Here is a 23,544-nt window from a genome sequence, read left to right as displayed (position 1 = left end):
TCCGGGGCGGCTGCGGGCCCGGGATGTCGCCGAGGGCGCAAACGGCCGCTCCGGACAGAAAACATTTCCAGTAGCAAAACGCTTCTGTTAAGCTGGCGGGCACATCCGACATGAAGCCCGCCGGAACCGCCGGGCGAGCGCCAGCAGCATGAAAACCCGCACTTACCTGTTCCTGATGGCCGCGGCCATCCTGATTCCGGTCGCACTCGCGTTCTGGATCGGGGTGTCCATGCTGATCGACTGGGAACGCGAGTCGCGCATCCAGCGGGTCCAGGAAACCGCGCGCGCCACCGCGCTGCTGGTCGACCGCGAGATCGCCGTCAAGGAGGCCTTGCTGCGTACCATGGCCAATTCCGAAAGCCTGGCGAGCGGCAACCTGGCCCAGGTCTACCGGCTGGCTGTGCGCCTGAACGAGAACGATCCGCTGTCCTGGACCATCATGGTCGACAGCCAGTTCCAGCCGGCCTTCAATACGCTGAAGCCCTTCGGCGCCGCGCTGCAGGGCAGCGGCCGGACCTTTGTCCCCGAGGTCCTGCGCAGTGGAAAGACGCGGGTGTCCGGCTACTTCGTCGGCGCAACCTCGCGGCGCCCCGTGGTCTCGGTCGACGTGCCGACGCCGCCCGGCCTGGTGCCGCGCTACGTGATCAGCCAGGTATTCGACACCCGCTACTTCGAGCGTTTGTTCAGCAACAATGGACTGGAACCCGGCTGGCAGGTCGGGATCTTCGATTCGCGCGGCAATACCATCGCGCGCAACCGCAAGGGCGCCGATGTCGCCGGCAAACCGATGCACCCCGAGATGCGCACCGCCGCCCTGTACGCCGGAAGCGGCGTGCTGCGCCACGTCAGCCACGAGGGGACCGAGGTCTACGGCGTGTATACGCGCTCGGCGGCCACCGGCTGGACCATCGTGATCGGCGTGCCGGTCGCCGAGATCGAGTCCGCCGCGCGCACCGCGGCCCTGTACGCGACCCTGGCGCTGATCGCGCTGATGGGTTTCGCGCTCCTGATTGCAGTCTTCCTCGGCAACAAGCTGACTGTTGCGCTGCAGCAGGCAGGCAGCGTCGCCAATTCGCTGGCACGCGGCGCCATCGCCAGGCCACGCCTGACCAAGGTCGACGAAGTCGATGCCCTGCTCGACGGCCTGCACTACACCAGCCAGGCGCTGTCGCGCGAGAGCGCGGCGCGCCAGGCCCTGCAGAACGAACGTGAGCAGCTCCTGGTGAGCGAGCAGCGCGCGCGCCGCATGGCCGAGGCCCAGAGCGAGGCCAAGGACGGCTTCCTGGCCATGCTGGGCCACGAACTGCGCAACCCGCTCGCCGCGATCTCGGGGGCGATGAGCGTGCTCGACATGCCGAACCTGCGTCCGGAGCTGGCCGCCAACGCGCGCGAGATCAGCCGGCGCCAGCTGCGCCACCTGACCCGCATCGTCGACGACCTGCTCGACGTGCAGCGTATCCTGTCCGGCAAGATCGTGCTGCAGCATGCGCCGGTCGACCTGGCCGAGGTGCTGCGCGGCTGTGTCGAAGCCAAGCGCCTGGTCGATGCCGGCAGCCACCGGTGGGACATCGCGCTGGTGCCGGCCTGGGTCGACGGCGACCGCACCCGGCTCGAGCAGATCGTCGACAACCTGCTGCATAACGCCATCAAGTACACCCCGGCCGGCGGCAGCATCGCGGTGCGCTGCCGCCATGGCGAGGACGGGCGCGAGGTGGTGGTCGACGTGTGCGACAGCGGGGTCGGCCTGGCGCCGGAGCTGCTGCCGGTGATCTTCGACGTCCTGGTGCAGGGACCGACCAGCATCGACCGCGCCCAGGGCGGCCTGGGCCTGGGCCTGGCGCTGGTCAAGGAGCTCAGCGCCCTGCATGGCGGCCGGGTCTCGGTGCACAGCCCGGGCCAGGGGCAGGGCTGCACCTTTACCCTGGTCTTCCCGCTGCGGCCGGACGGCGCTCCCGGGGGCGCGGTGCGCGCCAGCACCGCGGCGCTCGGCGCGCACTGAGGTCGCCGCCGGCTGCGCCGGTGCAGCCAGGGCACCCTGTTATTCCACGCTCCCGTCCCAATGTGGGAGGAATCGGACACGGACCCGCCCCCTGCCATGCGAAGCTTCCTGCGTAGCCTGCTGCTTGCCGTCCTTCTGCTGCTGGCATGGGGACTGCTCGGCCCGTGGCTGCGCCAGGCCGGCTATGCCATGCGCCTGGCCGCGATGCCGGCCCCGTCCGCGCTGGCCATGCCGGTCGCCGGGCTGCGGCCGGCCGCCCTGCGCGATACCTGGCACGCCGCCCGCGGCGGCGGCCGGCGCCATGAAGGCATCGATATCTTCGCCGCGCGTGGCACGGCGGTGCGCGCCAGCACGGAAGGCATCGTGCTGCGGGTCGGGACCAACCGCCTGGGCGGCCAGGTGGTGTGGATGCTTGGGCCGGGCGGCCAGCGGCACTATTACGCCCACCTCGACCGCTTTTCGGACGTGGCGCCCGGCATGCGGGTCGAGCAGGGGCGCGTGCTGGGCTACGTCGGCAATACCGGCAATGCGCGCACTACCCCGCCCCACCTGCACTATGGCGTGTATGACGCGAACGGCGCGCTCAATCCCTATCCGCTGCTGCGGTCCGGACCGCCGGAGCCGGGCAACGCGGGGCGCAGCCGGGCGCCGCGCTAGATGATGATCTCCGCCTCGCGCTCGGCGCCCTCGACGCTGGTCGGCGGCGGGGCGATCTCGGGCAGCGGTACCGGCTGCACCGGAATCGGCTGGGCCGGCACCGGAGCCGGCGGCGGCGACAGCTGGAGCGGTGGCGCCGGCTCGTCCTCGATCGGTTCCGGATCGGCCACCTCGCCCTCGAACGGCACGGCGCCTTCGATCTCGAGTTCGCCCGGGCCTTCCTCGATGTCTTCCAGCTCCTCGGCCGGGCGCGGCGGCGGCGCCGTGCGGCCGCCAGGCAGCAGGGCCTCCTCGTCGATCCGCCCGCTGTCGAGGGCGGCGCGCATGAAGTCGCCTACCAGCAGCAGCGCGTTGTGGCCGCCCTGCCCCCAGTAGCTGCTGCGCATGCGTACGCGGTTGTCGTTGAAGCCCACCCAGGCGCCAGCCACCAGGTTCGGGTGCATCAGGATGAACCAGCCGTCGGTGTTGTTCTGGGTCGTGCCGGTCTTGCCCGCCACGTCGCCGCGGATGCCGAAGCGGTAGCGCACCCCGCCGCCGGTGCCGCGGTTGACCACCCCGCGCAGCATGTCCACCAGGGCCAGCGCCGCGTTCTGGGAAAGGACCTGCTGCGGCGCGTCCGGAGCAAAATCGGCGACCGTCTTGCCTTCGCGGTCGGTAATCCGGCGCACGAACACCGGCTTGCGGTATTCGCCCTGGGCGGCGATGGTGCTGTAGGTGCTGACCATTTCCAGCAGGGTCACCGGACTGGTGCCCAGGGCCAGCGAGGGCACGGCCTCCAGCTTGCTCTGGCGGATCCCCATGCCCTGGGCCAGGCGCACGATCGGCGCCACGCCGACCTGCTGCATCACCTGGGCGGTAATGGTGTTCTTCGAGAGCACCAGGCCGTCGCGCATCGTCATCAGGCCGCCGCTGCTGCCCGACATGTCGGTCGGGCGCCAGACCGTGCCGCCGACCCGGATGTCCTGCACCACGTCGCGGTAGGTCTGCTCGGGCGGGATGCCCGCCTCCAGCGCGGCGGCATACACGACCGGCTTGAAGGTCGAGCCCGGCTGGCGCGCCGCCTGGACCACGTGGTCGAACTGGTCGCGCTCGAAACTGCGGCTGCCGACCCAGGCGCGCACTTCGCCGCTGTGCGGGTCCATCGCGACGAAGCCGGCCTCCAGGCGCGACTTGGCGGCCTTCAGCTCGCGCAGGAATGCGCGGTCGGCCTTCAGGCGCTTGAGCGCCGCGGCCGGGGCTTCGCCGTCCTCCACCGCGCGCCGGTACTCGCCGCTCTCGCGCACGAAGGCGTCGAGTTCGCGCCCGTGTGTGCTCCAGTAGTAGGCGAAGGGATTCACCTCGCTGCGCATGGCCGTGTACATGCCGGCCGAGGTCGAGCGCGGCATTCCGGACTGCGCCCATTCGACGTCGGCGATCGCCTGCAGGGTATTGGCCTGGCGTTCCACCGCGCGCTCCGCCGCCGCCTGCAATTCCGAATCGAGCGTGGTGTGCACCACCAGGCCGTCGAGCTGGAGGTCGTAGTCGTTTTCCTCGGCCCAGTCGAGCAGCCACTTGCGCACGTAGGCGGTGAAGTGGTCGTCGCGCCCGCTGCGGTCGTTCTGGCGCGCGAAGCGCACCCGCAGCGGGCGCTTGGCCAGCTGGCGATAGCGCTCGTCGCTGAAGGCGCCGTGCTTGGCCATCTGGGACAGCACCACATTGCGGCGTGTCTTCGAACGTTCCGGATTGGCCACCGGATTGTAGTAATGGGTGCCCTTGAGCATGCCGACCAGGGTGGCCGACTCCAGCACATCGAGCTTGGCCGCGGGCTTGCTGAAATAGGTGCGCGCGGCCATCTCGATGCCGTAGGCGTTGTACAAAAAAGGCACCGTGTTCAGGTAGGCTTCCAGGATCTCGGTCTTGCTGTAGGTGTTCTCGATCTTGATCGCCGTGATCAGTTCCTTCATCTTGCGGTTGATGCTGCGCGCGCGGCCGATCTCGTCGGGAAACATGTTACGCGCCAGCTGCTGCGTGATGGTCGAGCCGCCCTGGGCATCGCCCTTCAGGGTGGCCAGGAGCGCGCCGGCCACGCGCCGGAAATCCACGCCGTGATGGTCGTAGAAGCGGTGGTCCTCGGTCGAGATCAGGGCCTTGATCACGTGCGGCGATATCTGCGACAGCTTGATCCGTTCCTGCAGGCCCTTCTCGAAGGTGCCGAGCTCCTTGCCGTCGCTCGAGAGGATCACGCTCGGACGCGCAGTACTGGCCTGGCGCAGGTCGTCGATGCCGGGGGTGAGCGGAATCAGGATCACCAGGTACAGGAAGAAGGCCATCAGGCCGGCGGCCAGGGCCCACAGGCCGATCAGGAGCGCCTGCTCGGCGCGCGGCCGGTCGCGCAGGCGTGCCTGCGCCATCGCGTATCCGGCCCGTGCCCGGGAGCGGGCACCCTCGAACATGGCGCGGCCGCGCTGGCCTGGACCCCGGCCCTGCCCCGGCGGAGGATGCTGCGGGCCCGCCTGCCTGCCCGGCGCGGGCTCGATGCGGGGTTCGGTCTTGTTATCCTGGTCCACTATGGTTCCTTGCTGCGAATGCCATCGGGGCGGCCGTCGGGCCTGCCTTGTATATGCGGCAAGTATAGCCGACCGGGCCCGTATGCACGGTCCGCTTCGCTTGCCACGCCCTGTTCCGCGCCCTGTTCCGCGCCCTTCATTACTCAGGCCTGCAGCGGAACGGGCTCGGCCCTGCCCTGGCGCAACAGGCGCTCGACCGCGTGCACCGGTTCAGGACGGCTGAAGATATGGCCCTGGACCTCGTCGCAGCCGCAGCCGCGCAGGTAGTCGAGCTGGGCCAGGGTTTCGACGCCTTCGGCGATCACCTGCTTGCGCAGGCCGTGGGCGAGCGAAATGATGGCGCCGACCATGGCCGCGCCATCGGCGCTGCCCGCGATGTCGCGCACGAAGGAGCGGTCGATCTTGAGCACGTCGACGGGCAGGCGCCTCAGGTAGGACAGGCTCGAGTAGCCGGTGCCGAAATCGTCGATCGACAGCTTCACGCCCATTGTCTTCAGGCAGCGCATGGTCTCGATCGCGGCCTCGATGTCGGCCATCATCATGCTTTCGGTCAGCTCGATCTCGAGCGAATCGGGCGGCAGCCCGGTCTCGTCGAGCACCTGGCGCACCGTCTGCACCAGGTCGGGTTCCGAAAACTGGCGTGCCGACAGGTTGACGCCGATACGCAGCTGCCCCAGTCCGGCGCGCTGCCAGTGGACGTTCTGGCGGCAGGCGGCGCGCAGGACCCAGGCGCCGATCGGGACGATCAGGCCGGTTTCCTCGGCCAGCGCGATGAAGCGTTCCGGGCGCACCGTGCCGAACTGCGGGTGGCGCCAGCGGATCAGGGCCTCCGTCCCCACCACCCGCCCGCTGCCGAGTTCCACCTGCGGCTGGAAGTGCAGCTCGAACTGGTCCTCGCGCAGCGCCCCGCGCAGCGCCCCCTCCAGGGCCAGGCGGTCGGTGGCGTGGGCGTTCATGTGGGGCGCATAGAACTGGACCGCGTTGCGTCCGGTCTGCTTGGCGCGGTACATCGCGACTTCGGCATGCTTGACCAGGGTTTCCGGATCCTGCCCGTCGGCCGGATAGCCGGCCACGCCGGCGCTGGAACCGAACACCAGGGTGTGGCCGTCGACCTGCAGCGGCTCGGCGATGGCCTCGCGCACGGCCTGCAGCCGGCCCGCGGCCTGGCGCTCGTCGCTGCAGCCGGTCAGCACCAGCATGAAGTCGTCGCCGCCGGCGCGCGCCGCGGTGTCGGTCTGGCGCAGCGCGGCGGCGATGCGGGTGGCCAGGGCGCGCAGGGCTTCGTCGCCGAGGCGGCGGCCGAGCGTATCGTTGACCAGCTTGAAATGGTCGATGTCGAGCGCCACCGCCCATACCGGCAGGCTGCCGGCGGCGGCGATGGCGCGCTCGATGCGGTCGGCCAGCAGCGCGCGGTTGGCCAGTCCGGTCAGGGTGTCGTAGCGTGCCCGGTGCGCCAGTTCCGCCTCGTAGCGCTTGGCGACCGTGACGTCGTAGGTGGTGACCACGAAGTGCTCGGTGAGGCCCTGCTCGTTGTTGACGGGAGCGATGTACACCTCGCTGACCAGCTCGCGCTCGTCGCGCGTGGCCTGGCGCACCAGGGCGTGGCCCTTGCGGCGGGCGCGCAATGCCTGGCGCAGTTCCTCCAGTCCCGGCTCGTCGCTGCCGGGACGCGCCAGCACCGCCAGCGGCCTGCCGAGCAGTTCGCCGGGCCCGTAGCCCAGGAGCCGTTCGCAGGCCGGATTGGCGTATTCGATCGGGTAGCCGGGGCGCGTGGCGCTGATCAGGAGGATCGGGTTGGCGGCCGACTCGATCGCGCGCTGGTGCAGGCGCAGCGCGCCGGCGGCCCGGGCCAGGTCGGCGCTGCGGCGTTCGACCAGGGATTCGATGCGGCGGGTGCGCACGCTGCGCTGCTGCACCAGGGCGGCCGCGGCCAGCGTCAGCACGCAGCCGTAGCCGAGGATCGACAGCGAGCCGACCTGGCTGTCCAGCGTCCTTGGCGGACGCAGCGCGGTCAGCTCCCAGCGCATGCCGCCGACCTCGAAGCTGCGCATGAGCGTGTCCGCGCCCCCGCCCAGCCAGCGTTCCCAGGCCGCCAGCGTGGGCTGCGGGGCCGGGTGGCTGAACACGGCGACCCGCGCGCCGCGCATGTCGCGCCCGTGCAGGACCAGCCCGTCGCCGCCGGAGAGCAGGCGCGCATCCTCCAGGCTGGAGCCGACCAGCATGCCCGCATCCAGCACGGCCAGGGTCGTGCCGAGGGCGGCGGCGCGGCGCGCCCGCACGTCCGCCAGCACGGCACCGGCACGGTAGACCGGCATGATCAGGAGTACCCCGCGCAGCGCGCCATCACCCTGCAGCAGGTGCAGGACCGGGGTGGCGGTCGGCGCGCCGCTGTCGATCGCGCGCTCGGTCGTGGCGCGCTCTTCGGCGCCGGACCAGGCGTCGTAGCCGAACGCGTCGCCATTGCCGGAGATCGGCGCCACGTAATCGGTGACCAGGTAGCGCGCCCGCACGCCTGCCGTGACCAGGGTGCCCGAAGGCAGCCGTTCGCGCAGCGCATAGTCCGGCCACAGGCGCCGCTGCGCGGCCTCGAAGGCGGGCCGCTGGGCGTGCGTGATGAAACGCTGGTACTCGAGCGCAAGCAGATAGGCATTGCGGGCCGCCAGCGGGCGGGCGAAGGCATCGAAACTTGCGCGCGTGATCGTACCGCCGTTGGCCGCGAACAGCAGGTTCAGCGCGCGCAGGTCGCGCACCGCGTCGTCGAACGCCCGCGTGACCGCCGCCATGCGCACCGCCGTGCGCTGCTCGAACTCGGCGCGCGCGCCTTCCCCCTCCATCTGGCGCGCCACGCCGAACAGGATTGCGGTCAGCGCGAACCCGGCCAGGGAAGTCGCGACGGCGGCGCGCGACACCACGCGCCACCGCTGGAACAGCGGATGGGCGAGCAGGCGTTTCATGCGGTCATCCTAGCAAAAGGCGGCCGCCGCCGCGCCACGTTTCGGCGGCGCAAAGGACGGGGCCGGCGCCCGCCGGGGCCCGATTTCCGCTATGATCTCGCCATGTCCGCCACCTCCGACCCCAGCGCCGCTCCCCCGCTTTCCACCGGTCCCGCAGCGCCCGCCATCGCCGACGATCGTCCGATGCGCGTACTGCGCCAGTTCCGTATCGTGTTCAATGCCGTCAAGACCCATTTCCGCCAGGTCGAGCGCGAAGCGGGACTTGGCGGCGCCCAGCTGTGGGCGCTGTCGGTGATCGAGCGCCATCCCGGCATCGGCGCAACGGGACTCGCGCGCGAGCTCGATATCCACCAGTCCACCGCCAGCAACCTGGTGCGCGCCCTCGTCGAGCGCGGCTATGTGAGCGGCAGCCGGGCGGGCACCGACCGGCGCAACGTGGCACTGCAGGTGCTGCCGGCGGGCACCGACATCCTGCGGCGCGCGCCGCTGCCCTTCGCCGGCGTGCTGCCGGATGCCCTTGCCAGCCTCGACCTGGAAACCCTGCTGCAGCTGGAACGGAACCTCGACCGCCTGATCGCCCAGCTCGGCGTGGACGATGCGGCCGGCAGCCTGCCGCTGGCCCAGCTGTAGCCGGCCGGGTGCGTCAGGCGCGCGCTGGCGCGGGCCCGGCGTCGAAGATCTCGCTGGCGACCCGGGCCAGGTCGTTCATGCCGCCGCCGGCCGCCAGGTGGCGCCGCAACAGGCCGGCCTGGCCGCCATCGCGCATCAGGTCGCCGATCACTTCGCGCGCCCGCGCGAAGCCCGGATCACCGGAGCGCCGGCCCAGGCGCTCCAGGTCGGCGCGGATGACCTCGGCCACCGGCGTCGAGGCGCCGGTTTCCGGATCGATGTACACGGCATCGACGCCATCGCGCGCGGCATTGAAACGGTTCCAGGTGTACAGCTCGCGGCTGCCGTTGGTCGGCCAGGCGCCGGCCTGGTCGGCGAATTCCAGGCACAGCTCGCGCGCATAGCAGGCCAGCGCGGCCGCGTACACCGGCTTGAGCGGGGTGTCGAGCACGCGCAGCTCGATGGTGCCGTACTCGGGCTTGGGCCGCACGTCCCAGTAGAAATCCTTGATGCTGTTGACGATGCCAAAGCCGGCCAGGCGATCGAAATAGTCGCGGAAGTCCTGCCAGCTGCGGAAGTCGTGCGGCTGGATGCCGCTCATCGGGAAGGCCCCCACCACGTTGCTGCGCGAACTGCAAAAACCCGATACCTCGCCCTGCCAGCACACGGAATTCGCGGACAGTGCAATGAACAGCGGTGCGCGCTGGGTGAGCCAGGCGCACAGGCGGATCGCTTCGTCGGCGCTGCCGGCACCAATGTGCACGTGCATGCCGAACACGGTAAACAGTTTGGCCAGGTAGCCGTACTTGCGCTCGGACTCGAAGTAGCGTTCCTTCGGGTAGATGCGCTGCTCGTTCCAGCGCTGGAACGGATGGGCGCCGCCGCCGGAGACCGAGGCGCCCACGTCGAAGGCGGCGCGCTGCACGGTCGCCCGGATATGCTCGAGCTGCTCCTCGGCCTCGCCGAACGAGCCCAGGATCGAGGTCGCCACTTCCAGCATCGAGGTGGTGATCTCGGGCGTGTGCACCCAGGGCTTGTCCTGCTTGTCGAGGACGCGCAGGATGTCGGGCGCGGCGGGGAACAGGTCGTAGGTGAGGCGGTCGAGCACCATCAGCTCCAGCTCGATGCCCATGGTGCCCACGGTCGAAGGCGTGAAGTCGGGCAGGAATGCCGGGCCCTTGCCCGACACCGCCTGGGCCTGCGCTTCCCGCAGGCGGCGCGCGGCCTCGTCGTTGATCAGGATCTCGCTCATGGATGCACTCCGTCCTTCCTCGATTCGCCCAGCGGGCGGTAGGTTTCGCCCGCCATGCGCAGGCCGAGCCAGGTCAGGCCCGGGGCAAGCAGCACGTTCAGGGCCAGCAGCGCGCCCATCAGTTCGGTGGAGGCCTGGTCCAGGCCGGTGTAGGCATTGAGGGTGGTGTCGACCACCAGCCCGCCGTAGCTCACCAGCGAGCACATGGAGAGCGCCATCGCATGCTTCTTGTTGCGGTCCCACGCGCTGCCCGGCCACAGGGCCAGGCGGGTGGCGCCGATGCGCACCGCGAACACGGCCAGCGCGCCGAGCAGCGTCCAGCCCTGCGCCAGGCCCTGCAGGTCGACCAGGGCCGCCGACATCAGGAACAGCAGCACGTAGCCGATGTCCTGCGCGGTCTTGAGCTGGGCCTGGAACACGTTGTCGCGGCGCTCGACGTTGCGCAGCAGCAGGCCCATCAGCAACAGGGACAGCAGCGCGCTCGAGGACGAGATCGAGCACAGGCCGAGGTCGATCAGCAGCGCCGCCAGCAGCATGCCGGGACGCAGCGTGGCCGGCACCTTGCACAGCCGGGTGGCGGCCGCGTACAGGCCGTAGGACAGGAGCGCGATGCCGGCGCCCAGCACCAGCTTGCCGCCCTGGCGCATCAGCTCCTCGCCGAAGCTGGTGCCGGCGTCCAGCCCCTGGCTGCGGGTCCAGGCCATGGTCAGGGCCAGCACCAAGAGGGCCACCAGGCTGCTCAGGCCCACCATGTTGGCGGTGGCGAAGGTGCTGGTGCCGCTGGCGTTTTCGTCGGCCACCATGGAATTGACGATCACCGGGTTCACCGCGATCAGGATCGAGGCGATGAAGATCGCCGCGCCCCACGGCAGGCCCAGCAGGCGGATGGTGAGCGCCACCGCCACCAGGCGGGCGAAGGTCGCCAGCAGCAGGCTGCCGCCCTGGCGCCCGCTGCGCAGCAGCCAGGCCAGGTCCATCTTGCGTCCGACCTCGAACAGCACCAGCGCCGCGGCGGCATTGAGCAGTTCCTGGAACTGCGCCAGCAAGGCACGGTCGATCAGCTCGGCGCCGGTGGCGCCCAGCAGCAGCCCGGCCAGCACCGCACCGTACAGCTTCGGGATCCGCAGCCGCTGCAGCAGCATGCCGGCCACCAGGGCCAGCATCAGCCCGGCGCCCAGTACCGCCAGCGGCGAGAGCAGCCACAAGGGCGTGGTCAGTTCGTCATTCATGGCGTGCCTCCCAGGCATGGGCAAGCGCACCGAGCTCGCGTTCGATCAGGGCCGCGCGCGCCTTGCCGGCCTCGGCGGCGCGTGGGCCGCCCGCCGAAGGCAGCTCGCTGGAGATGCGGGCGCGCACGATGCCGCCCTGGTCGCGCAGCGGAATCCACAACTGGCCCTGCACCGCCGCGCCTTCCTGCCATACGGCCAGGAACTTGGCCCCGGTGCGGTCGCCGGAAATCGCCGGCTCGACCAGGGTGAACGGGCGCAGCCACTGCGCCTGCGGGAAGCGGCGCGCCAGCTGGACCTGCATCGCGCTGCGCTGTTCCAGGCGGGCATCGTCGCGCGAATACGGCAGGTGCAACTGGGCCTGGCCCAGGCTGGCGGTCTGCAGGGCCAGGCAGGCGTCGGCGCTGACCCAGCGCCAGGCATCGCCGTCGATGGCGCGCGGCTTGCCGTTGGTGGCGTCCAGCCAGGCCATCATCAGGGGCGTGCGCGGCGGCGCGGGATTGGCCGCGTCGACCGCGCGCACGGCCGCCGCCACGTCCTTCCAGTGGCCAAGCTGCCAGTTGCGGGTCGCCAGCCGCTCGGACGGCCGCCAGCGCCACAGGACCGCGGACCAGCCGCCATCGGGCTGGCGCCACACCATGCCGGCATGCTCGACGCCGTTGTACTGCAGCTGCAGCGACTGGCCGCTCCAGCTGCCGCTCCACGGACGCAACACCGCGTGTGCGCCGGCGCCGAGGCGGTGCCAGGCGATGGCGGCGGTCGGCAGGCAGCTATGCGGAATGTCGGCGATGTCCTGCCAGTATAGCATCTCGACCCGTCCGCTCCACGCGCACTGGCGCAGGGCCGGCGGCCCGAGGCTGCGCAGGGCGGGCTCGAGCGCGGCGTTGCAGCGCGCGGCGCGCGAGCCGCTCAGCTTCTGGAAGTCGGCCACTGCCGGCAGCGCGGACTTCGCGGGGCCGGGAGCAGCCTGGACCAGGCTGCCGGCGGCCAGCAAAGTGGAAGCGGCCAGCGTGGAGACGAAGCGGCGCGCGTTGGCAGCTGCTGTCGTCCTTGAAAACAGATCGGGGAATGGTTCGCTCAAGTTTCCTCCGGTAGGTCACGCGCCGGCGCGCCGACAGGTTGGGCAGGCGGCTGGCGGTGGGCCGGCAGGCGCCGCGTGGCGCCAGCCGCGGCGCGCTTGGCCGCGGCACCGAAAAAAGTCCCCCGGCATGATGCGGGGGACGTAAAGAAACGGACTCAACCGCCTCATCGCTGATCGGGCACCGGGCTGTCGCAGACTGGCGCCACCCGGCTATGATGGACTAAAAATATTCTGAAGGCAACCCAATTTGTTCGAATGTACTTGTTGACACGCCCACGCTACCGGCCTCGCTGCGCTCAGGCCTGGCGCAGGTGCAGCAAGGGATAAGGGCGGCCCGCATCGTCGCATGGCGAGCGGCCGGTGGGATGGAAGCCGAGGTGCCGGTAGAAGCCGAGCGCCCCCGTGTTCTGTTCGTTGACATCGACGCTGAGCCGCCCCGCCAGCGCCTCCGCGTGCGCCAGGAGGCGGCGCCCGATCCCCTGGCCGCGGCAGGCAGGGTCGATGAACAGGGCGTCCACATGCGCGCCGCTCAGGCCCATGAAGCCGCGCGGCCTGCCGTCGGCGTCGAGGGCGACCCAGACCGGCGTCGCCGGCAGGTAGTCGCGGCTCACCAGGAGTTCGATCTCCTGGAAATCCTGTTCGGACAGGAAATCGTGGGTCGCGCGCACGCTGGCGCGCCAGATCGCCGCGAGCACGGCGCTGTCGTCAGGGGTGGATAGGCGGATACGGTCCATCGGCAGTCGAAGTTGTACAAAATGCCAATTTTGCCTCATCCACGGCAGCTTGGGGACGTATTATTGCAAACACGGCCGGAGGCGAGGCCGGACCGATACGAGGGAGGACGTGGATGCCATACTGGCTGCAAGCGGGGGCCTGGGGCCTGCTGGCGGGCGGCGCGCTGCTGCTCGGCGCGCTGGCCGGCTACCGGCTGCCGCTGCCGCAGCGGCTGATCGCCGCCATCATGGCCTTCGGCAGCGGCGTGCTGATCGCGGCGCTCTCGTTCGAACTGATGGAGCACGCCTTCCACACCGGCGGCTTCGTCTCGACCGCCGCCGGCTTCCTGGGCGGCGCCACCGTCTACACCCTGGTCAACCGCCTGCTGTCCCGGCACGGCGCGCGCCACCGCAAGCGCTCCGGTCGCCAGCCACCGGCGGTGGACGACGACGGCAGCGGACGTGCGATCGCGGTCGGCGCCCTGCTCGACGGGATCCCGGAATCGATCGTGATCGGCCTGTCGATGCTCGACGGCGGCAAGGTCAGCATGGCGGCGGTGGCGGCGATCTTCGTTTCCAACATCCCGGAAGGCATTTCAAGCGCGGCCGGCATGAAGCGCGCGGGCCGCAAGGCAGGCTACATCTTCGGCATCTGGGGTGGTATCGCGCTCGCCTCCGGCGTGGCGGCCCTGCTCGGCTATGCGTTGTTCCGCCACTTCTCGCCCCAGGTCGTGGCCGCGACCATGGCGGTGGCGGCGGGCGCCATCCTGGCGATGCTGGTCGACACCATGATCCCCGAAGCCTTCGAAGAGACCCACGATTTCGCCGGACTGATCACGGTGGCCGGCTTCCTGGCGGCGTTCGCGCTCAGCAAGCTCGGCGGATAGGGGATCCGTCCGGGCTCAGTCGCCCGGCGCCGGGCCGCCAGCGCCCACGCCGTGCCAGCCGGTGCCATCCCAGCGCGGCGGGGTTGCCCCGGCCTTCGCGGCATGGCGCAGCGTTTGCGCCGGCAGCGCCCTGGCGGCGAGGCCATGGGCGGCCAGCAGGCGCGGAAATGCGCGGCAATAACTGGACTGGATGCCGGCCAGGCGGGCCAGCAGCGCATACTCGACCACCATCCCCTCCGGGACCGCGGCCAGCACCTGCAAGACCCGTGCGCGCCAGTCTTCGGCCAGGGCCGGCAGGCGCCGCGTCATTACGTGCACCGGGTCGCCGAGCCGGATCTCGCCTCCGGCGGCGACGCTGGCCAGCACGCCGCGCCGCCCCCCGAGCGCACGCGCCAGGCCGGGGCGCTGCCGCTCGAGCGCGCCGCAGGCCTCGCACTCGAAGCTCAGGCGCAGGATGGCCTGCGCACCGATGCGCAGCAAGCTGCCCGAGGGCAAGCCCGCGACATTGGCATCCAGCAGGATGTTTTCGCGCAGGGCCAGCGGGGCCAGCCCGAGTTCGCCGTAGACGGCGCTGGCGGCCAGCAATACCTGGCGCGGGGAACGGGCGTCGGCGTGCCGGTCGCCTTCCAGGCCAGTGCCGGCGCAGGCACGTACGTGGATGGCCGGTACCGGTGCCGCCGAGCCGGACGGGCGCAGCGCCAGCCCCACGACCTGGCCGGCCAGCCGGTCTTCAGCGCCGGGCATCGCCGGCCGGCGGCAGCGTCGCCAGGTAGGCGGCCAGATCGCCGACCTGGCGCTCGCCCATGATGTTCCAGAAACGCATCTTATTGCCTGGCACTATCTTGTCCGGATCGGCCAGGAAAGCGCGCAGGCGCGCTTCGGTCCAGACGAAACCGGCCTGCTTCATGGCGGGGGAATAGGCGAAGTCCGGCAGCGTGCCGGCGCGGCGCCCGACGATGCCGTTCAGGTGGGGCGCGAACTGGCTGCGCGCGCCGGGCCCGACCTGGTGGCAGGAGGCGCAGCGCCTGAAGGCCTTGCGGCCCGCTTCCAGGGCATCGGACTGGGGCGCGGCGGCCGCCCGCGGCGGCGCGGCGGCCACCAGCAAGGCCAGCGGAAGCAGCAGCCAGGCGCGCATGCGGCTCCCCTATTTCACCCGTTGCTTCTCGAGCTTGCGCGCCAGCGTGCGCCGGTGCAGCCCGAGGCGGCGCGCCGCTTCCGAGATGTTGAAGTCGGTCTCGGCCAGCACCGCGTGGATGCGTTCCCACTCCAGGGTCTTGATCGAAGTCGAGCGCTTGGTGACCTCGACCTCGGTATTGCCGGCCACGTGGCCGAAGGCGGCTTCGATGTCGTCCGTATTGGACGGCTTGGCCAGGTACTGGACCGCACCCAGCTTGATCGCCTCGACCGCGGTGGCGATGCTGGCGAAGCCGGTCAGCACCACGATCAGCATGTCGGGGTCGTGCTCGTGCAGCAGCTGGACGCAGGCCAGGCCGGAGGACTGTCCCTTCAGCTTGAGGTCGACCACGGCGTAGCCGGGCGTATGCAATTCCAGCAGCGCCGCCGCCTCGTCCTGTCCGGGTGCCACCAGCACGCGGTAACCGCGCCGCTCGAAAGAGCGGCTCAGGGTACGCGCGAACGCCTCGTCGTCCTCGATGATGAGCAGCAGGCGCTCCAGATGATCCGTCAAATGTCTTCCTCTTCCAGTTCAATGCCCGACAGCGGCAGGCTCAGCGTTACCTGGGCCCCGCCCTGCTCCCGGTTCACGGCCGTCACCGAGCCGCCCAGCTTGCGTACCACGTTCACGGCCAGGAACAGCCCCAGGCCATGTCCGGGCTTGGTCTTGGTGGACTGGTAGGGCTTGCCGATCTGGCCGAGCATCTCGGGTGCGAAACCGGGACCGCGGTCGGTTACGGCGACGAACAGGCTACCGTCCGCGATCCACGCATCCAGCCCGACCCAGCCGGGCGAGGCCTCCAGCGCATTGTCGAGCAGGTTGTCGATGGTCTGCTTGAGCGCCGAGTCGGAGGCGACCGGACGGTCTTCCAGGATACGGTTATTGTACTGGAACGCGGCGACCGGACGGCTCGCGCGCCAGGACTCGACCAGCCCGTCGAGGAAGTTGCGCACCGTGGTGCGCACCGCCGATTCGCCGCGCGCCTCGCCGGCCGAGAGCAGGATGCCGCTGACGATGGTCTTGCAGCGCTGGATCTGGGTCTGCATTTCGGCGATCTCTTCCAGCAGGCCAGGATCCTGGCGGAACTGCGGCATGCGCTTCCAGTCGCCCAGGATGACCGAGACGGTCGCCAGCGGGGTGCCCAGTTCGTGCGCCGCGCCCGAGGCCAGCAGGCCCATGCGCACGATGTGTTCCTCCTCCACCGCGTGCTGGCGCAGCGAGGCCAGCTGGGCGGCCTTCTGGCGCAGGGTGTCGGAGATGCGCGAGATGAACATCACCAGCAGCGCCGCGTTCAAGCCGAAGCACACCAGCAGGCCCTGGATGTAGAGGCTGGCGATGCCGCGCGCATGGTCGAACGGCAGGGCCAGCGGCTGGGCGTACATGGCCAGGCCGGCCATGCAGGCGATGGTGACCAGCACGATGGTCCAGGTCCAGAGCGCTTCCAGCAGCACGGCCGACAGGATCACCTGCAGCAGGTAGAGGAAAGCGAAGGGGTTGGTGGTACCGCCCGACAGGTAGAGCAGCACCGTCAGGCTGGCGACGTCGACCAGCAGGGCCATGAACACCTCGCCGTTCGAGACCGGCCGCCGCTCGTGCCAGCGCAGGTGGCTGGCCACGTTGAACGCGATCAGGCAGGCCAGCACCTGCAGCATGGGCAGCAGCGGCAGCTCGATGCCGAAGATCAGGATCGCCGCGGCGATCGTGGTGATCTGGCCGATCACCGCGATCCAGCGCAGCTCGATCAGCTGCAGCATGTTCTTGTGCCCAGCGGCGAATTCGACGCTGGCGGCCGCGGCCTGCGGCGAGCTGCGCCCTGCCTTGGCGAAGAAATCGAGGGGGTTCTGGATCATGCGGTGGAGGATGTCAGTCGTCGTGGCGCATTGTAGCGCCATGACGCCTGACCCACCACGCGGCGGCGCCGACCATCAGGGCCAAGGCGTACCAGGTCAGCGCATAGACCAGATGGTTGTTCTGGAAGGAGATGACGGTCAGCCCGCCGGTGGGATGCTCGGGGGCGCCGGCCGGGTCCTGGCCCTTGCCGGCGTCGATAAAGAACGGCGCAACCGCCGGGGCGCCGTTCGGCGCAGGCCTGTCGAGGCCATGCGCGGCCGCCAGCGCGGCGATGTCGCGCGAGTACCAGCGGTTGGCCGCCGGGTCGTTCTCGCGCAGGAAGCCGCCTTTGGGCTCGCTGATGCGCAGCAGGCCGGTCAGCGCGACTCGCTCGCCGCCGGCAGCGCAGGGATGGGCAGTAGTGCTGGCAAGGCGCGCCGGATAGCGGCCAGGCTTGTTGTCCGCGGCCGGGATGAAACCGCGGTTGACGTAGACGATGTGGCCCTCGGCCGTGCAGAGCGGCGTGAGCAGCCAGAAACCCGCGCCCAGCTCGGACAGCGCCTGGACCGGGGTGGTGTATTCGTAGAGGTAGTGTCCGGCAAGGCGAACGCGCCGGTATTCGTCGGATTCTCTGGTGAGCTGCGCCCAGCGCGCGGCGGGAGGCGTGGTCACCGGAGCAGCGTGCACGCGCGCGTCGACGCGAGCGATCAGGTCGAGCTTCCATTGCAGGCGAAATACCTGCCAGGTGCCCAGACCCAGGAACAGCGCGACCAGCAGCAGGGCCGCCGCGCCCACCACCCGCCGCGCCAACGCGCTGCGGGGTGGGTGGGAGACGGGTCCGTGGTGCTGGTCGCGGCCGTCCTGCATTGCTTACTGCATGTCGTGCATGCCGTGGGTGGTATCGCTCGCGCCACCCATGGAAGGCATCATGTTGGAGTTCATGTGGGTCATGACCCAGATCGAACCGGCCAGCACGATCACCAGCAGCACGACGGTCAGGATCAGCGCCATCATGTTCCAGCCGCCTTCCGACTTCGAGTTCATGTGCAGGAAGTAGATCATCTGCACGACGAACTGCACGGCCGCGAAGCCCATGATCACGTACTTCGTCGTTTCCGGCGGCAGCACGTGGCCCATCACGAGCCAGAACGGGATCGCGGTCAGGATCAGCGACAGCACGAAGCCGATCGCGTAGTCCTTCATCGCATAGTGCGTGACGAAGCTGGTGTGACCGTCGTGGTCGTGCTCGTGGTGGTGGATGTGGTCGCTCATGGCAGCACTCCCATCAGGTAGACAAAGGTAAACACGCCGATCCAGACGACGTCCAGGAAGTGCCAGAACAGCGACAGGCACTGCAGGCGACGGAAGTTTTCCATGGTCAGGCCGTGCTTCTTCAGCTGCACCATCAGGGTCACCAGCCAGATCGCGCCGAAGAACACGTGCAGGCCGTGGGTACCGACCAGCGCGAAGAACGCGGTCAGGAAGCCGCTGCGCTGCGGGCCCGCACCTTCGTGGATCAGGTGGTAGAACTCGTACAGTTCCAGCGACAGGAAGGCCGCGCCCAGCAGGCCGGTCACGCCCATCCAGAGCAGGGTCGCTTTCAATTTCTTGGCCTGGGCCGAGATCATCGCGATGCCGAAGGTGATCGACGACAGCAGCAGGAAGCCGGTGTTAATGGCGATCAGCGTCAGGTCGAACAGCTCGGCGCCGGTCGGACCGCCGGCGTAGTTACGGCCCAGCACCGCATAGGTGGCGAACAGGGACGCGAAGATGAGGCAGTCGCTCATCAGGTAGATCCAGAAGCCCAGCAGGGTGCCGTGCTCCGGATGGTGCTCGCGCACCATGTAGCGCGCGGTCACCTCGTCGGCGGTCAGGCCGCCGGGAATGGTTGCATTATTTGCCATGGTTGTTTCAGACGTAGCTCTTCAGCAGACGGGTATGCGCTTCTTCGGTGCGGGCCACTTCTTCCGCAGGAATGTAGAAATCGCGCTTGTAGTTGAACGTGTGGACGATGATCGCGGCCATCATGGCGACGAAGGACAAGCCGACCAGCAGCCACATGTGCCAGATGATGCCGAAACCAACGACCATCGACAGTGCCGAGATACCGAAGCCGGCCCAGGTGTTCTTGGGCATGTGGATCGGCACGAAGTTCGTCAAAGGACGCTGGTAGCCGTTCTTCTTCATGTCGGCGAAGGTATCGTTGTCGTGCACCACCGGGGTGAAGGCGAAGTTGTAGTCCGGCGGCGGGGACGAAGTCGCCCACTCCAGCGTACGGCCATCCCACGGGTCACCGGTGACGTCGCGCAGCTTGGCGCGGTCTTTCCAGGTGAAGAAGCATTGCAGCAGCAGCGCACCGATACCGCCGGCGATCATCAGGGTGCCGACCAGCGAAATCTGGAACAGCCATTGCACCGAATGGTCCTCGAAGTGGCTCATGCGGCGGGTATAGCCCATGAAGCCCAGGATGTACGGTGGCGTGAAGGCGACCCAGAAGCCGATCGACCACAGCCAGAACGAGACCTTGCCCCAGAACTGGTTCAGCTTGACGCCGAACATCTTCGGCGCCCAGTAGTTGAAGCCGGCGAACAGGCCGAACACGACGCCGCCGATGATCACGTTGTGGAAGTGGGCGATCAGGAACAGCGAGTTGTGCAGCACGAAGTCGGCTGCGGGAATCGCCAGCATCACGCCGGTCATGCCGCCGATAACAAAAGTCAGCATGAACGACACGGTCCACATCATCGGCAGTTCGAAGCGGATACGGCCGCGGTACATCGTGAACAGCCAGTTGAAGATCTTCGCCCCGGTCGGGATCGAGATGATCATCGTGGTGATGCCGAAGAACGAGTTCACGCTCGCGCCGCTGCCCATGGTGAAGAAGTGGTGCAGCCACACCAGGTAGGACAGGACCATGATGACGCAGGTCGCGTACACCATCGAGGTATAGCCGAACAGGCGCTTGCCGCAGAAGGTCGAGACGACTTCCGAGAAGATGCCGAAGGCCGGCAGGATCAGGATGTAGACCTCCGGGTGGCCCCAGATCCAGATTAGGTTCACGTACATCATGGCATTGCCGCCACGGTCGTTCGTGAAGAACGCGGTGTCGAACAGGCGGTCCATGCCCAGCATGGCCAGCACGGCGGTCAGGATCGGGAAGGTGATCACGATCAGGATGTTGGTGCACAGCGAGGTCCAGACGAAGACAGGCATCTTCATCAGGCCCATGCCCGGCGCGCGCATCTTGACGATGGTGACGATCAGGTTGACGCCCGACAGCAAGGTACCGACACCCGCGATCTGCAGCGACCAGATGTAGTAGTCGACGCCGACACCCGGGCTAGCCAGGATGCCCGACAGCGGCGGATAGGCCAGCCAGCCGGTACGTGCGAATTCACCCACGAACAGCGAAGCCATGACCAGCACGGCGCCCATGGTGGTCATCCAGAACGAGAAGTTGTTCAGGAACGGGAAGGCCACGTCGCGTGCGCCGATCTGCAGCGGCACGACGTAGTTCATCAGGCCCGTCACGAACGGCATCGCCACGAAGAAGATCATGATCACGCCGTGGGCGGTGAAGATCTGGTCGTAGTGGTCGGGCGGCAGGAAGCCGTGGTTGGAGCCGAAGGCGAACGCCTGCTGGGCGCGCATCATGAGTGCGTCGGCGAAGCCGCGCAGGAACATGATGATGCCGAGGATCATGTACATGATACCGATTTTCTTGTGGTCGATACTGGTGAACCAGTTGTTCCACAAGTTGCCCCACTGGCGGAAGTAGGTGATCAGGGCCGCCAGGGCCAGGCCACCGACGATCACGCCGGCGAAGGTCGCGAGCAGAATCGGCTCGTGGAACGGAATCGCGTCCCAGCTGAGCCGACCGAAGATAAGCTTCGTCAAGTCGAATGAGTCTTGCATGGTTACTTCTTCACAGAAATGTTATTGGTTGCACCAGCCACCGCCGCCGCTTCCGGGATCTCGCACACTTCCAGACCGGCGATCTGTGCACCCGCGCCGTCCTTCGGCAGCTTGCGCACGGCAGCGGCGACCTCGTTGCGCTTGTGGTCCCTGGCCATCTGCTCGTTCATGCAGACGCTGCCTTCGGCCACGCAACGATTCAGCACGCGGTTGAACAGCGCGGTTTCCACCTGGCCGTAGTAGCGCACCGGCTCGCGCACGGAAGGCTTTTCCAGGTTCAGGTAGTCAGCACGGTTCAGCACGCCCGGATTGGTCTTCATCTTCGCGACCCAGGCGTCGAACTCGCCCGCACTCACGCCCTTGTAGCCGAAGTGCATGTGCGAGAAGCCTTCGCCGCTGAAGTTGGCGGACAGGCCCTTGTAGTCGCCCGGCTTGTTCAGCACGGCGTTCAGGGTCGTCTCCATGCCCGGCATCGCGTAGATCATGCCGGCCAGCGTCGGGATGTAGAAGGTGTTCATCACGGTCGATGAGGTGATCTTGAAGCGGATCGGCACGTCCACCGGGGTGACCAGTTCGTTCACCGAAGCGATGCCCTGCTCCGGATAGATGAACAGCCACTTCCAGTCGAGCGCCACGACCTGCACTTCGAGCGGCTTGGTCGAGGCCGGGATCGGGCGGTGCTCGTCGATGCGGTCGAGCGGACGGTACGGGTCCAGCTTGTGGGTCGAGACCCAGGTGATCAGGCCGAGCACGATGATGATCAGGAGCGGCGCGCCCCAGATCACGAGCTCGAGCTTGGTCGAGTGGTCCCAGTCCGGCTCGTATTTCGCGTTGGCGCCCTTGCGGTAGCGCCAGGCGAACAGGACCGTCAGGATCATCACCGGCACGATGATGATCAACATGAGCAGCACCGAGATCGTGATCAGGTCTGCCTGCTGTTTTGCGATATCGCCGGTGGGATTCATTACGACCGTGTTGCAGCCGGCAAGCGCTGCAAGCGGGAGTAATGGCAGTCCGCGGCGGACAATTTTAGGAATCATGCTAGGTATCTAACGTTACATGGGAATAAGAACATGCTACTGTAACGCCAACGGCCTATGGCAGCCATTGGACACTTTGTCCCACCCTTGCTATATTGCAATTGCGGCATTGCCGTATTTAACAAGCGCATGGCAAATAAAAACAGGGTGCGCACAGGCTACTGCAGGCCGGGCAGACCCAAGGAGACGAAGATATGCAAAGCACGACGACGTACGGCGGCGCAGGTGCCGCTCCCATTACCCACCCTGCCAGCGGGGCCCGCAACATCAATGCCCGGGACGGCGAAATCCATCCGGGAGAAATCGCCGTTGGCGTGGTCATTGGCCGCGCCTCGGAATATTTCGAATTCTTCGTCTACGCCATCGCTTCCGTACTGGTTTTTCCCGCGGTATTTTTCCCGTGGGCTGACCGACTGGAAGCGACACTATACTCATTTACGATTTTTTCGTTCGCATTCATCGCGCGCCCCCTCGGCACCGTGATCTTCATGTGGCTGCAGACGCGTTTCAGCCGGGAAATCAAACTCACCATCGCCCTGTTCCTGATGGGTACCTGCACCTGCGTGATCGCTTTCCTGCCAACCTATAGCCGCATCGGCGTGGCCTCGATCGTCATCCTGTCCCTGATGCGCATCGGCCAGGGCATTGCCCAGGGCGGTTCCTGGGACGGCCTGCCGTCGCTGCTGGCCCTGTCGGCGCCGGAAAACAAGCGCGGCTGGTATGCGATGCTGGGCCAGCTGGCGGCGCCAGTCGGCTTCCTGATCGCGGCCGGCCTGTTCGCCTACCTGGTGGCCAACCTGTCGCAGGACGACTTCCTGGTCTGGGGCTGGCGCTTCCCCTTCTTCTGTGCCTTCGCGATCAACGTGGTGGCCCTGTTCGCCAGGTTGCGCCTGGTCTCGACCAGCGAGTATTCGCGCCTGCTGGATGCGCACGAACTGGACCCGGCCCCCGTCGGCGAACTGGTGAAATCGCAGGGCAGCAACATCGCCATCGGCGCCCTCGCCGCGCTCGCCAGCTATGCGCTGTTCCACCTGGTGACGGTGTTCCCGCTGTCCTGGATTCAGCTCTACGACACCCGTCCGATGGGCGAATTCCTGCACATCCAGATGTGGGGCGCGGTGCTGGCGGCGATCGCCATTGCCGTCTCGGGCCTGATCGCCGACAAGGTCGGCCGCCGTACCACGCTGGGCACCCTGGCGGCACTGATCGCGATCTTTTCCGGCTTCGTGCCGTCGCTGATGGATGGCGGCGAGACCGGCCAGAACATCTTCATCCTGGTGGGCTTCACCCTGCTTGGCCTGTCCTATGGCCAGGCGGCCGGCGCCGTGACCGCCAACTTCAAGCAGCAGTACCGCTATACCGGGGCCGCCCTGACCTCGGACCTGGCCTGGCTGGTGGGCGCCGCCTTCGCACCGCTGGTTGCGCTCGGGCTGTCGGCCAACTTCGGCCTCGGCTATGTGTCGCTCTACCTGCTGTCGGGCGCGGTCGGTTCGCTGGCGGCGCTGAGCCTGAACCGGGCACTGGAGATCCGGGACTAGGGTCTGTCTGACTGAGTTCAGGGAAGCCATAACATTATTGTCGCCACGATGACTGCGGCGAGGTAGTTATGGCCGCGCTTGTCGTAACGCGTTGCAACGGCGCGGAAGTCCTTCAGCCGGTTG

At 68.3% G+C, this 23,544-nt stretch carries 20 protein-coding genes and 1 pseudogene; 5 read left to right on the top strand and 16 right to left on the bottom strand.

Features of this window, described 5'->3' with window-relative positions; genetic code table 11:
- The first annotated feature begins 148 nt into the window (after positions 1-148).
- Positions 149-1,999 carry a sensor histidine kinase gene (locus tag LE190_RS16945; RefSeq protein WP_225239809.1) on the top strand — a complete coding sequence of 617 codons (1,851 nt, stop codon included), beginning with the start codon at positions 149-151 and terminating at the stop codon, positions 1,997-1,999.
- A gap of 96 nt (positions 2,000-2,095) precedes the next feature.
- Positions 2,096-2,656: a M23 family metallopeptidase gene (locus tag LE190_RS16940; protein WP_225239808.1), complete on the top strand. Its 561-nt coding sequence runs from the start codon at positions 2,096-2,098 to the stop codon at positions 2,654-2,656.
- Here LE190_RS16940 and LE190_RS16935 read toward each other — a convergent pair.
- Together LE190_RS16935 and LE190_RS16930 are read right to left on the bottom strand one after the other, a co-directional pair.
- Positions 2,653-5,202: a penicillin-binding protein 1A gene (locus LE190_RS16935; protein WP_439847497.1), complete on the bottom strand. Its 2,550-nt coding sequence runs from the start codon at positions 5,200-5,202 to the stop codon at positions 2,653-2,655. The genes LE190_RS16940 and LE190_RS16935 overlap by 4 nt on opposite strands.
- 143 nt (positions 5,203-5,345) lie before the next feature.
- A complete protein-coding gene (locus LE190_RS16930; protein ID WP_225239807.1) occupies positions 5,346-8,156 on the bottom strand; it encodes a bifunctional diguanylate cyclase/phosphodiesterase in 2,811 nt (936 codons plus the stop codon).
- Positions 8,157-8,258: 102 nt separating this feature from the next.
- On the opposite strand from LE190_RS16930, the gene LE190_RS16925 reads away from it, so the two are divergent.
- Entirely contained in the window at positions 8,259-8,786 is a 528-nt protein-coding gene (locus LE190_RS16925) for a MarR family winged helix-turn-helix transcriptional regulator (RefSeq protein WP_225239806.1), read from the top strand.
- Positions 8,787-8,799: 13 nt separating this feature from the next.
- On the opposite strand, the gene LE190_RS16920 is transcribed toward LE190_RS16925, so the two are convergent.
- From LE190_RS16920 to LE190_RS16905, 4 genes are all read right to left on the bottom strand, one after another.
- Entirely contained in the window at positions 8,800-10,017 is a 1,218-nt protein-coding gene (locus LE190_RS16920) for a YbdK family carboxylate-amine ligase (protein WP_225239805.1), read from the bottom strand.
- Positions 10,014-11,246 carry a cation:proton antiporter domain-containing protein gene (locus LE190_RS16915; RefSeq protein WP_225239804.1) on the bottom strand — a complete coding sequence of 411 codons (1,233 nt, stop codon included), beginning with the start codon at positions 11,244-11,246 and terminating at the stop codon, positions 10,014-10,016. Before LE190_RS16915 ends, LE190_RS16920 begins: the two co-directional genes overlap by 4 nt.
- Positions 11,239-12,324, bottom strand: a complete 1,086-nt coding sequence (locus LE190_RS16910; protein WP_225239803.1) for a hypothetical protein — start codon at positions 12,322-12,324, stop codon at positions 11,239-11,241. The genes LE190_RS16915 and LE190_RS16910 overlap by 8 nt, the downstream gene beginning before the upstream one ends.
- Before the next feature lie 296 nt (positions 12,325-12,620).
- The gene (locus tag LE190_RS16905; RefSeq protein WP_225239802.1) at positions 12,621-13,058 is read right to left on the bottom strand and encodes an acetyltransferase; all 438 of its coding nucleotides are present in this window, start codon (positions 13,056-13,058) and stop codon (positions 12,621-12,623) included.
- Positions 13,059-13,171: 113 nt separating this feature from the next.
- Here LE190_RS16905 and LE190_RS16900 point away from each other — a divergent pair, with 113 nt between their 5' ends.
- Positions 13,172-13,924 carry a ZIP family metal transporter gene (locus tag LE190_RS16900; RefSeq protein ID WP_225239801.1) on the top strand — a complete coding sequence of 251 codons (753 nt, stop codon included), beginning with the start codon at positions 13,172-13,174 and terminating at the stop codon, positions 13,922-13,924.
- A 15-nt stretch (positions 13,925-13,939) separates the two neighbouring features.
- Here the strand turns inward: LE190_RS16900 and LE190_RS16895 are convergent, their stop codons facing one another.
- From LE190_RS16895 to cyoA, 9 genes are read right to left on the bottom strand one after another with little or no spacing between them, the layout of a single operon-like run.
- Positions 13,940-14,668 carry an MOSC domain-containing protein gene (locus tag LE190_RS16895; RefSeq protein ID WP_225239800.1) on the bottom strand — a complete coding sequence of 243 codons (729 nt, stop codon included), beginning with the start codon at positions 14,666-14,668 and terminating at the stop codon, positions 13,940-13,942.
- The gene (locus LE190_RS16890) at positions 14,655-15,059 is read right to left on the bottom strand and encodes a c-type cytochrome (protein ID WP_225239799.1); all 405 of its coding nucleotides are present in this window, start codon (positions 15,057-15,059) and stop codon (positions 14,655-14,657) included. The genes LE190_RS16895 and LE190_RS16890 overlap by 14 nt, the downstream gene beginning before the upstream one ends.
- Before the next feature lie 9 nt (positions 15,060-15,068).
- A complete protein-coding gene (locus LE190_RS16885; protein ID WP_225239798.1) occupies positions 15,069-15,611 on the bottom strand; it encodes a response regulator transcription factor in 543 nt (180 codons plus the stop codon).
- Positions 15,608-16,948 (bottom strand): ATP-binding protein, encoded by a 1,341-nt coding sequence (locus tag LE190_RS16880; protein WP_225239797.1) that lies wholly within the window; start codon positions 16,946-16,948, stop codon positions 15,608-15,610. The genes LE190_RS16885 and LE190_RS16880 overlap by 4 nt, the downstream gene beginning before the upstream one ends.
- 13 nt (positions 16,949-16,961) lie before the next feature.
- Complete coding sequence (locus LE190_RS16875; protein WP_225239796.1) at positions 16,962-17,795, bottom strand: SURF1 family protein; 834 nt, start codon at positions 17,793-17,795, stop codon at positions 16,962-16,964.
- Between the two features lie 3 nt (positions 17,796-17,798).
- Positions 17,799-18,200, bottom strand: a complete 402-nt coding sequence (cyoD, locus tag LE190_RS16870; protein ID WP_225239795.1) for a cytochrome o ubiquinol oxidase subunit IV — start codon at positions 18,198-18,200, stop codon at positions 17,799-17,801.
- Positions 18,197-18,832 carry a cytochrome o ubiquinol oxidase subunit III gene (cyoC, locus tag LE190_RS16865; protein ID WP_225239794.1) on the bottom strand — a complete coding sequence of 212 codons (636 nt, stop codon included), beginning with the start codon at positions 18,830-18,832 and terminating at the stop codon, positions 18,197-18,199. Before cyoC ends, cyoD begins: the two co-directional genes overlap by 4 nt.
- A 7-nt stretch (positions 18,833-18,839) precedes the next feature.
- Positions 18,840-20,843: a cytochrome o ubiquinol oxidase subunit I gene (gene cyoB, locus LE190_RS16860; RefSeq protein ID WP_225239793.1), complete on the bottom strand. Its 2,004-nt coding sequence runs from the start codon at positions 20,841-20,843 to the stop codon at positions 18,840-18,842.
- Between the two features lie 2 nt (positions 20,844-20,845).
- Entirely contained in the window at positions 20,846-21,883 is a 1,038-nt protein-coding gene (cyoA, locus tag LE190_RS16855) for a ubiquinol oxidase subunit II (RefSeq protein ID WP_225239792.1), read from the bottom strand.
- Between the two features lie 194 nt (positions 21,884-22,077).
- Here cyoA and LE190_RS16850 point away from each other — a divergent pair, with 194 nt between their 5' ends.
- Complete coding sequence (locus LE190_RS16850) at positions 22,078-23,421, top strand: MFS transporter (RefSeq protein WP_225239791.1); 1,344 nt, start codon at positions 22,078-22,080, stop codon at positions 23,419-23,421.
- A gap of 17 nt (positions 23,422-23,438) precedes the next feature.
- On the opposite strand, the pseudogene LE190_RS16845 reads toward LE190_RS16850, so the two are convergent.
- Positions 23,439-23,544 (bottom strand): annotated as a pseudogene (locus tag LE190_RS16845) (IS5-like element ISDge16 family transposase); the annotation flags it as partial.

It is taken from the genome of Massilia hydrophila, from assembly GCF_020208145.1.
Classification (GTDB): domain Bacteria; phylum Pseudomonadota; class Gammaproteobacteria; order Burkholderiales; family Burkholderiaceae_D; genus Telluria; species Telluria hydrophila.
Note: the sequence above shows the minus strand (reverse complement) of the source record. Positions and strands in the feature narration are given on the sequence as shown.

What these genes read in the sequence shown, in the direction of transcription:
- LE190_RS16945 (WP_225239809.1), top strand. Translation starts at nt 149, where the DNA reads ATGAAAACCCGCACTTACCTGTTCCTGATGGCCGCGGCCATCCTGATT.
- LE190_RS16940 (WP_225239808.1), top strand. Translation starts at nt 2,096, where the DNA reads ATGCGAAGCTTCCTGCGTAGCCTGCTGCTTGCCGTCCTTCTGCTGCTG.
- LE190_RS16930 (WP_225239807.1), bottom strand. Translation starts at nt 8,156, where the DNA reads ATGAAACGCCTGCTCGCCCATCCGCTGTTCCAGCGGTGGCGCGTGGTG.
- LE190_RS16925 (WP_225239806.1), top strand. Translation starts at nt 8,259, where the DNA reads ATGTCCGCCACCTCCGACCCCAGCGCCGCTCCCCCGCTTTCCACCGGT.
- LE190_RS16920 (WP_225239805.1), bottom strand. Translation starts at nt 10,017, where the DNA reads ATGAGCGAGATCCTGATCAACGACGAGGCCGCGCGCCGCCTGCGGGAA.
- LE190_RS16915 (WP_225239804.1), bottom strand. Translation starts at nt 11,246, where the DNA reads ATGAATGACGAACTGACCACGCCCTTGTGGCTGCTCTCGCCGCTGGCG.
- LE190_RS16905 (WP_225239802.1), bottom strand. Translation starts at nt 13,058, where the DNA reads ATGGACCGTATCCGCCTATCCACCCCTGACGACAGCGCCGTGCTCGCG.
- LE190_RS16900 (WP_225239801.1), top strand. Translation starts at nt 13,172, where the DNA reads ATGCCATACTGGCTGCAAGCGGGGGCCTGGGGCCTGCTGGCGGGCGGC.
- LE190_RS16895 (WP_225239800.1), bottom strand. Translation starts at nt 14,668, where the DNA reads ATGCCCGGCGCTGAAGACCGGCTGGCCGGCCAGGTCGTGGGGCTGGCG.
- LE190_RS16890 (WP_225239799.1), bottom strand. Translation starts at nt 15,059, where the DNA reads ATGCGCGCCTGGCTGCTGCTTCCGCTGGCCTTGCTGGTGGCCGCCGCG.
- LE190_RS16880 (WP_225239797.1), bottom strand. Translation starts at nt 16,948, where the DNA reads ATGATCCAGAACCCCCTCGATTTCTTCGCCAAGGCAGGGCGCAGCTCG.
- LE190_RS16875 (WP_225239796.1), bottom strand. Translation starts at nt 17,795, where the DNA reads ATGCAGGACGGCCGCGACCAGCACCACGGACCCGTCTCCCACCCACCC.
- cyoD (WP_225239795.1), bottom strand. Translation starts at nt 18,200, where the DNA reads ATGAGCGACCACATCCACCACCACGAGCACGACCACGACGGTCACACC.
- cyoC (WP_225239794.1), bottom strand. Translation starts at nt 18,832, where the DNA reads ATGGCAAATAATGCAACCATTCCCGGCGGCCTGACCGCCGACGAGGTG.
- cyoB (WP_225239793.1), bottom strand. Translation starts at nt 20,843, where the DNA reads ATGCAAGACTCATTCGACTTGACGAAGCTTATCTTCGGTCGGCTCAGC.
- cyoA (WP_225239792.1), bottom strand. Translation starts at nt 21,883, where the DNA reads ATGATTCCTAAAATTGTCCGCCGCGGACTGCCATTACTCCCGCTTGCA.
- LE190_RS16850 (WP_225239791.1), top strand. Translation starts at nt 22,078, where the DNA reads ATGCAAAGCACGACGACGTACGGCGGCGCAGGTGCCGCTCCCATTACC.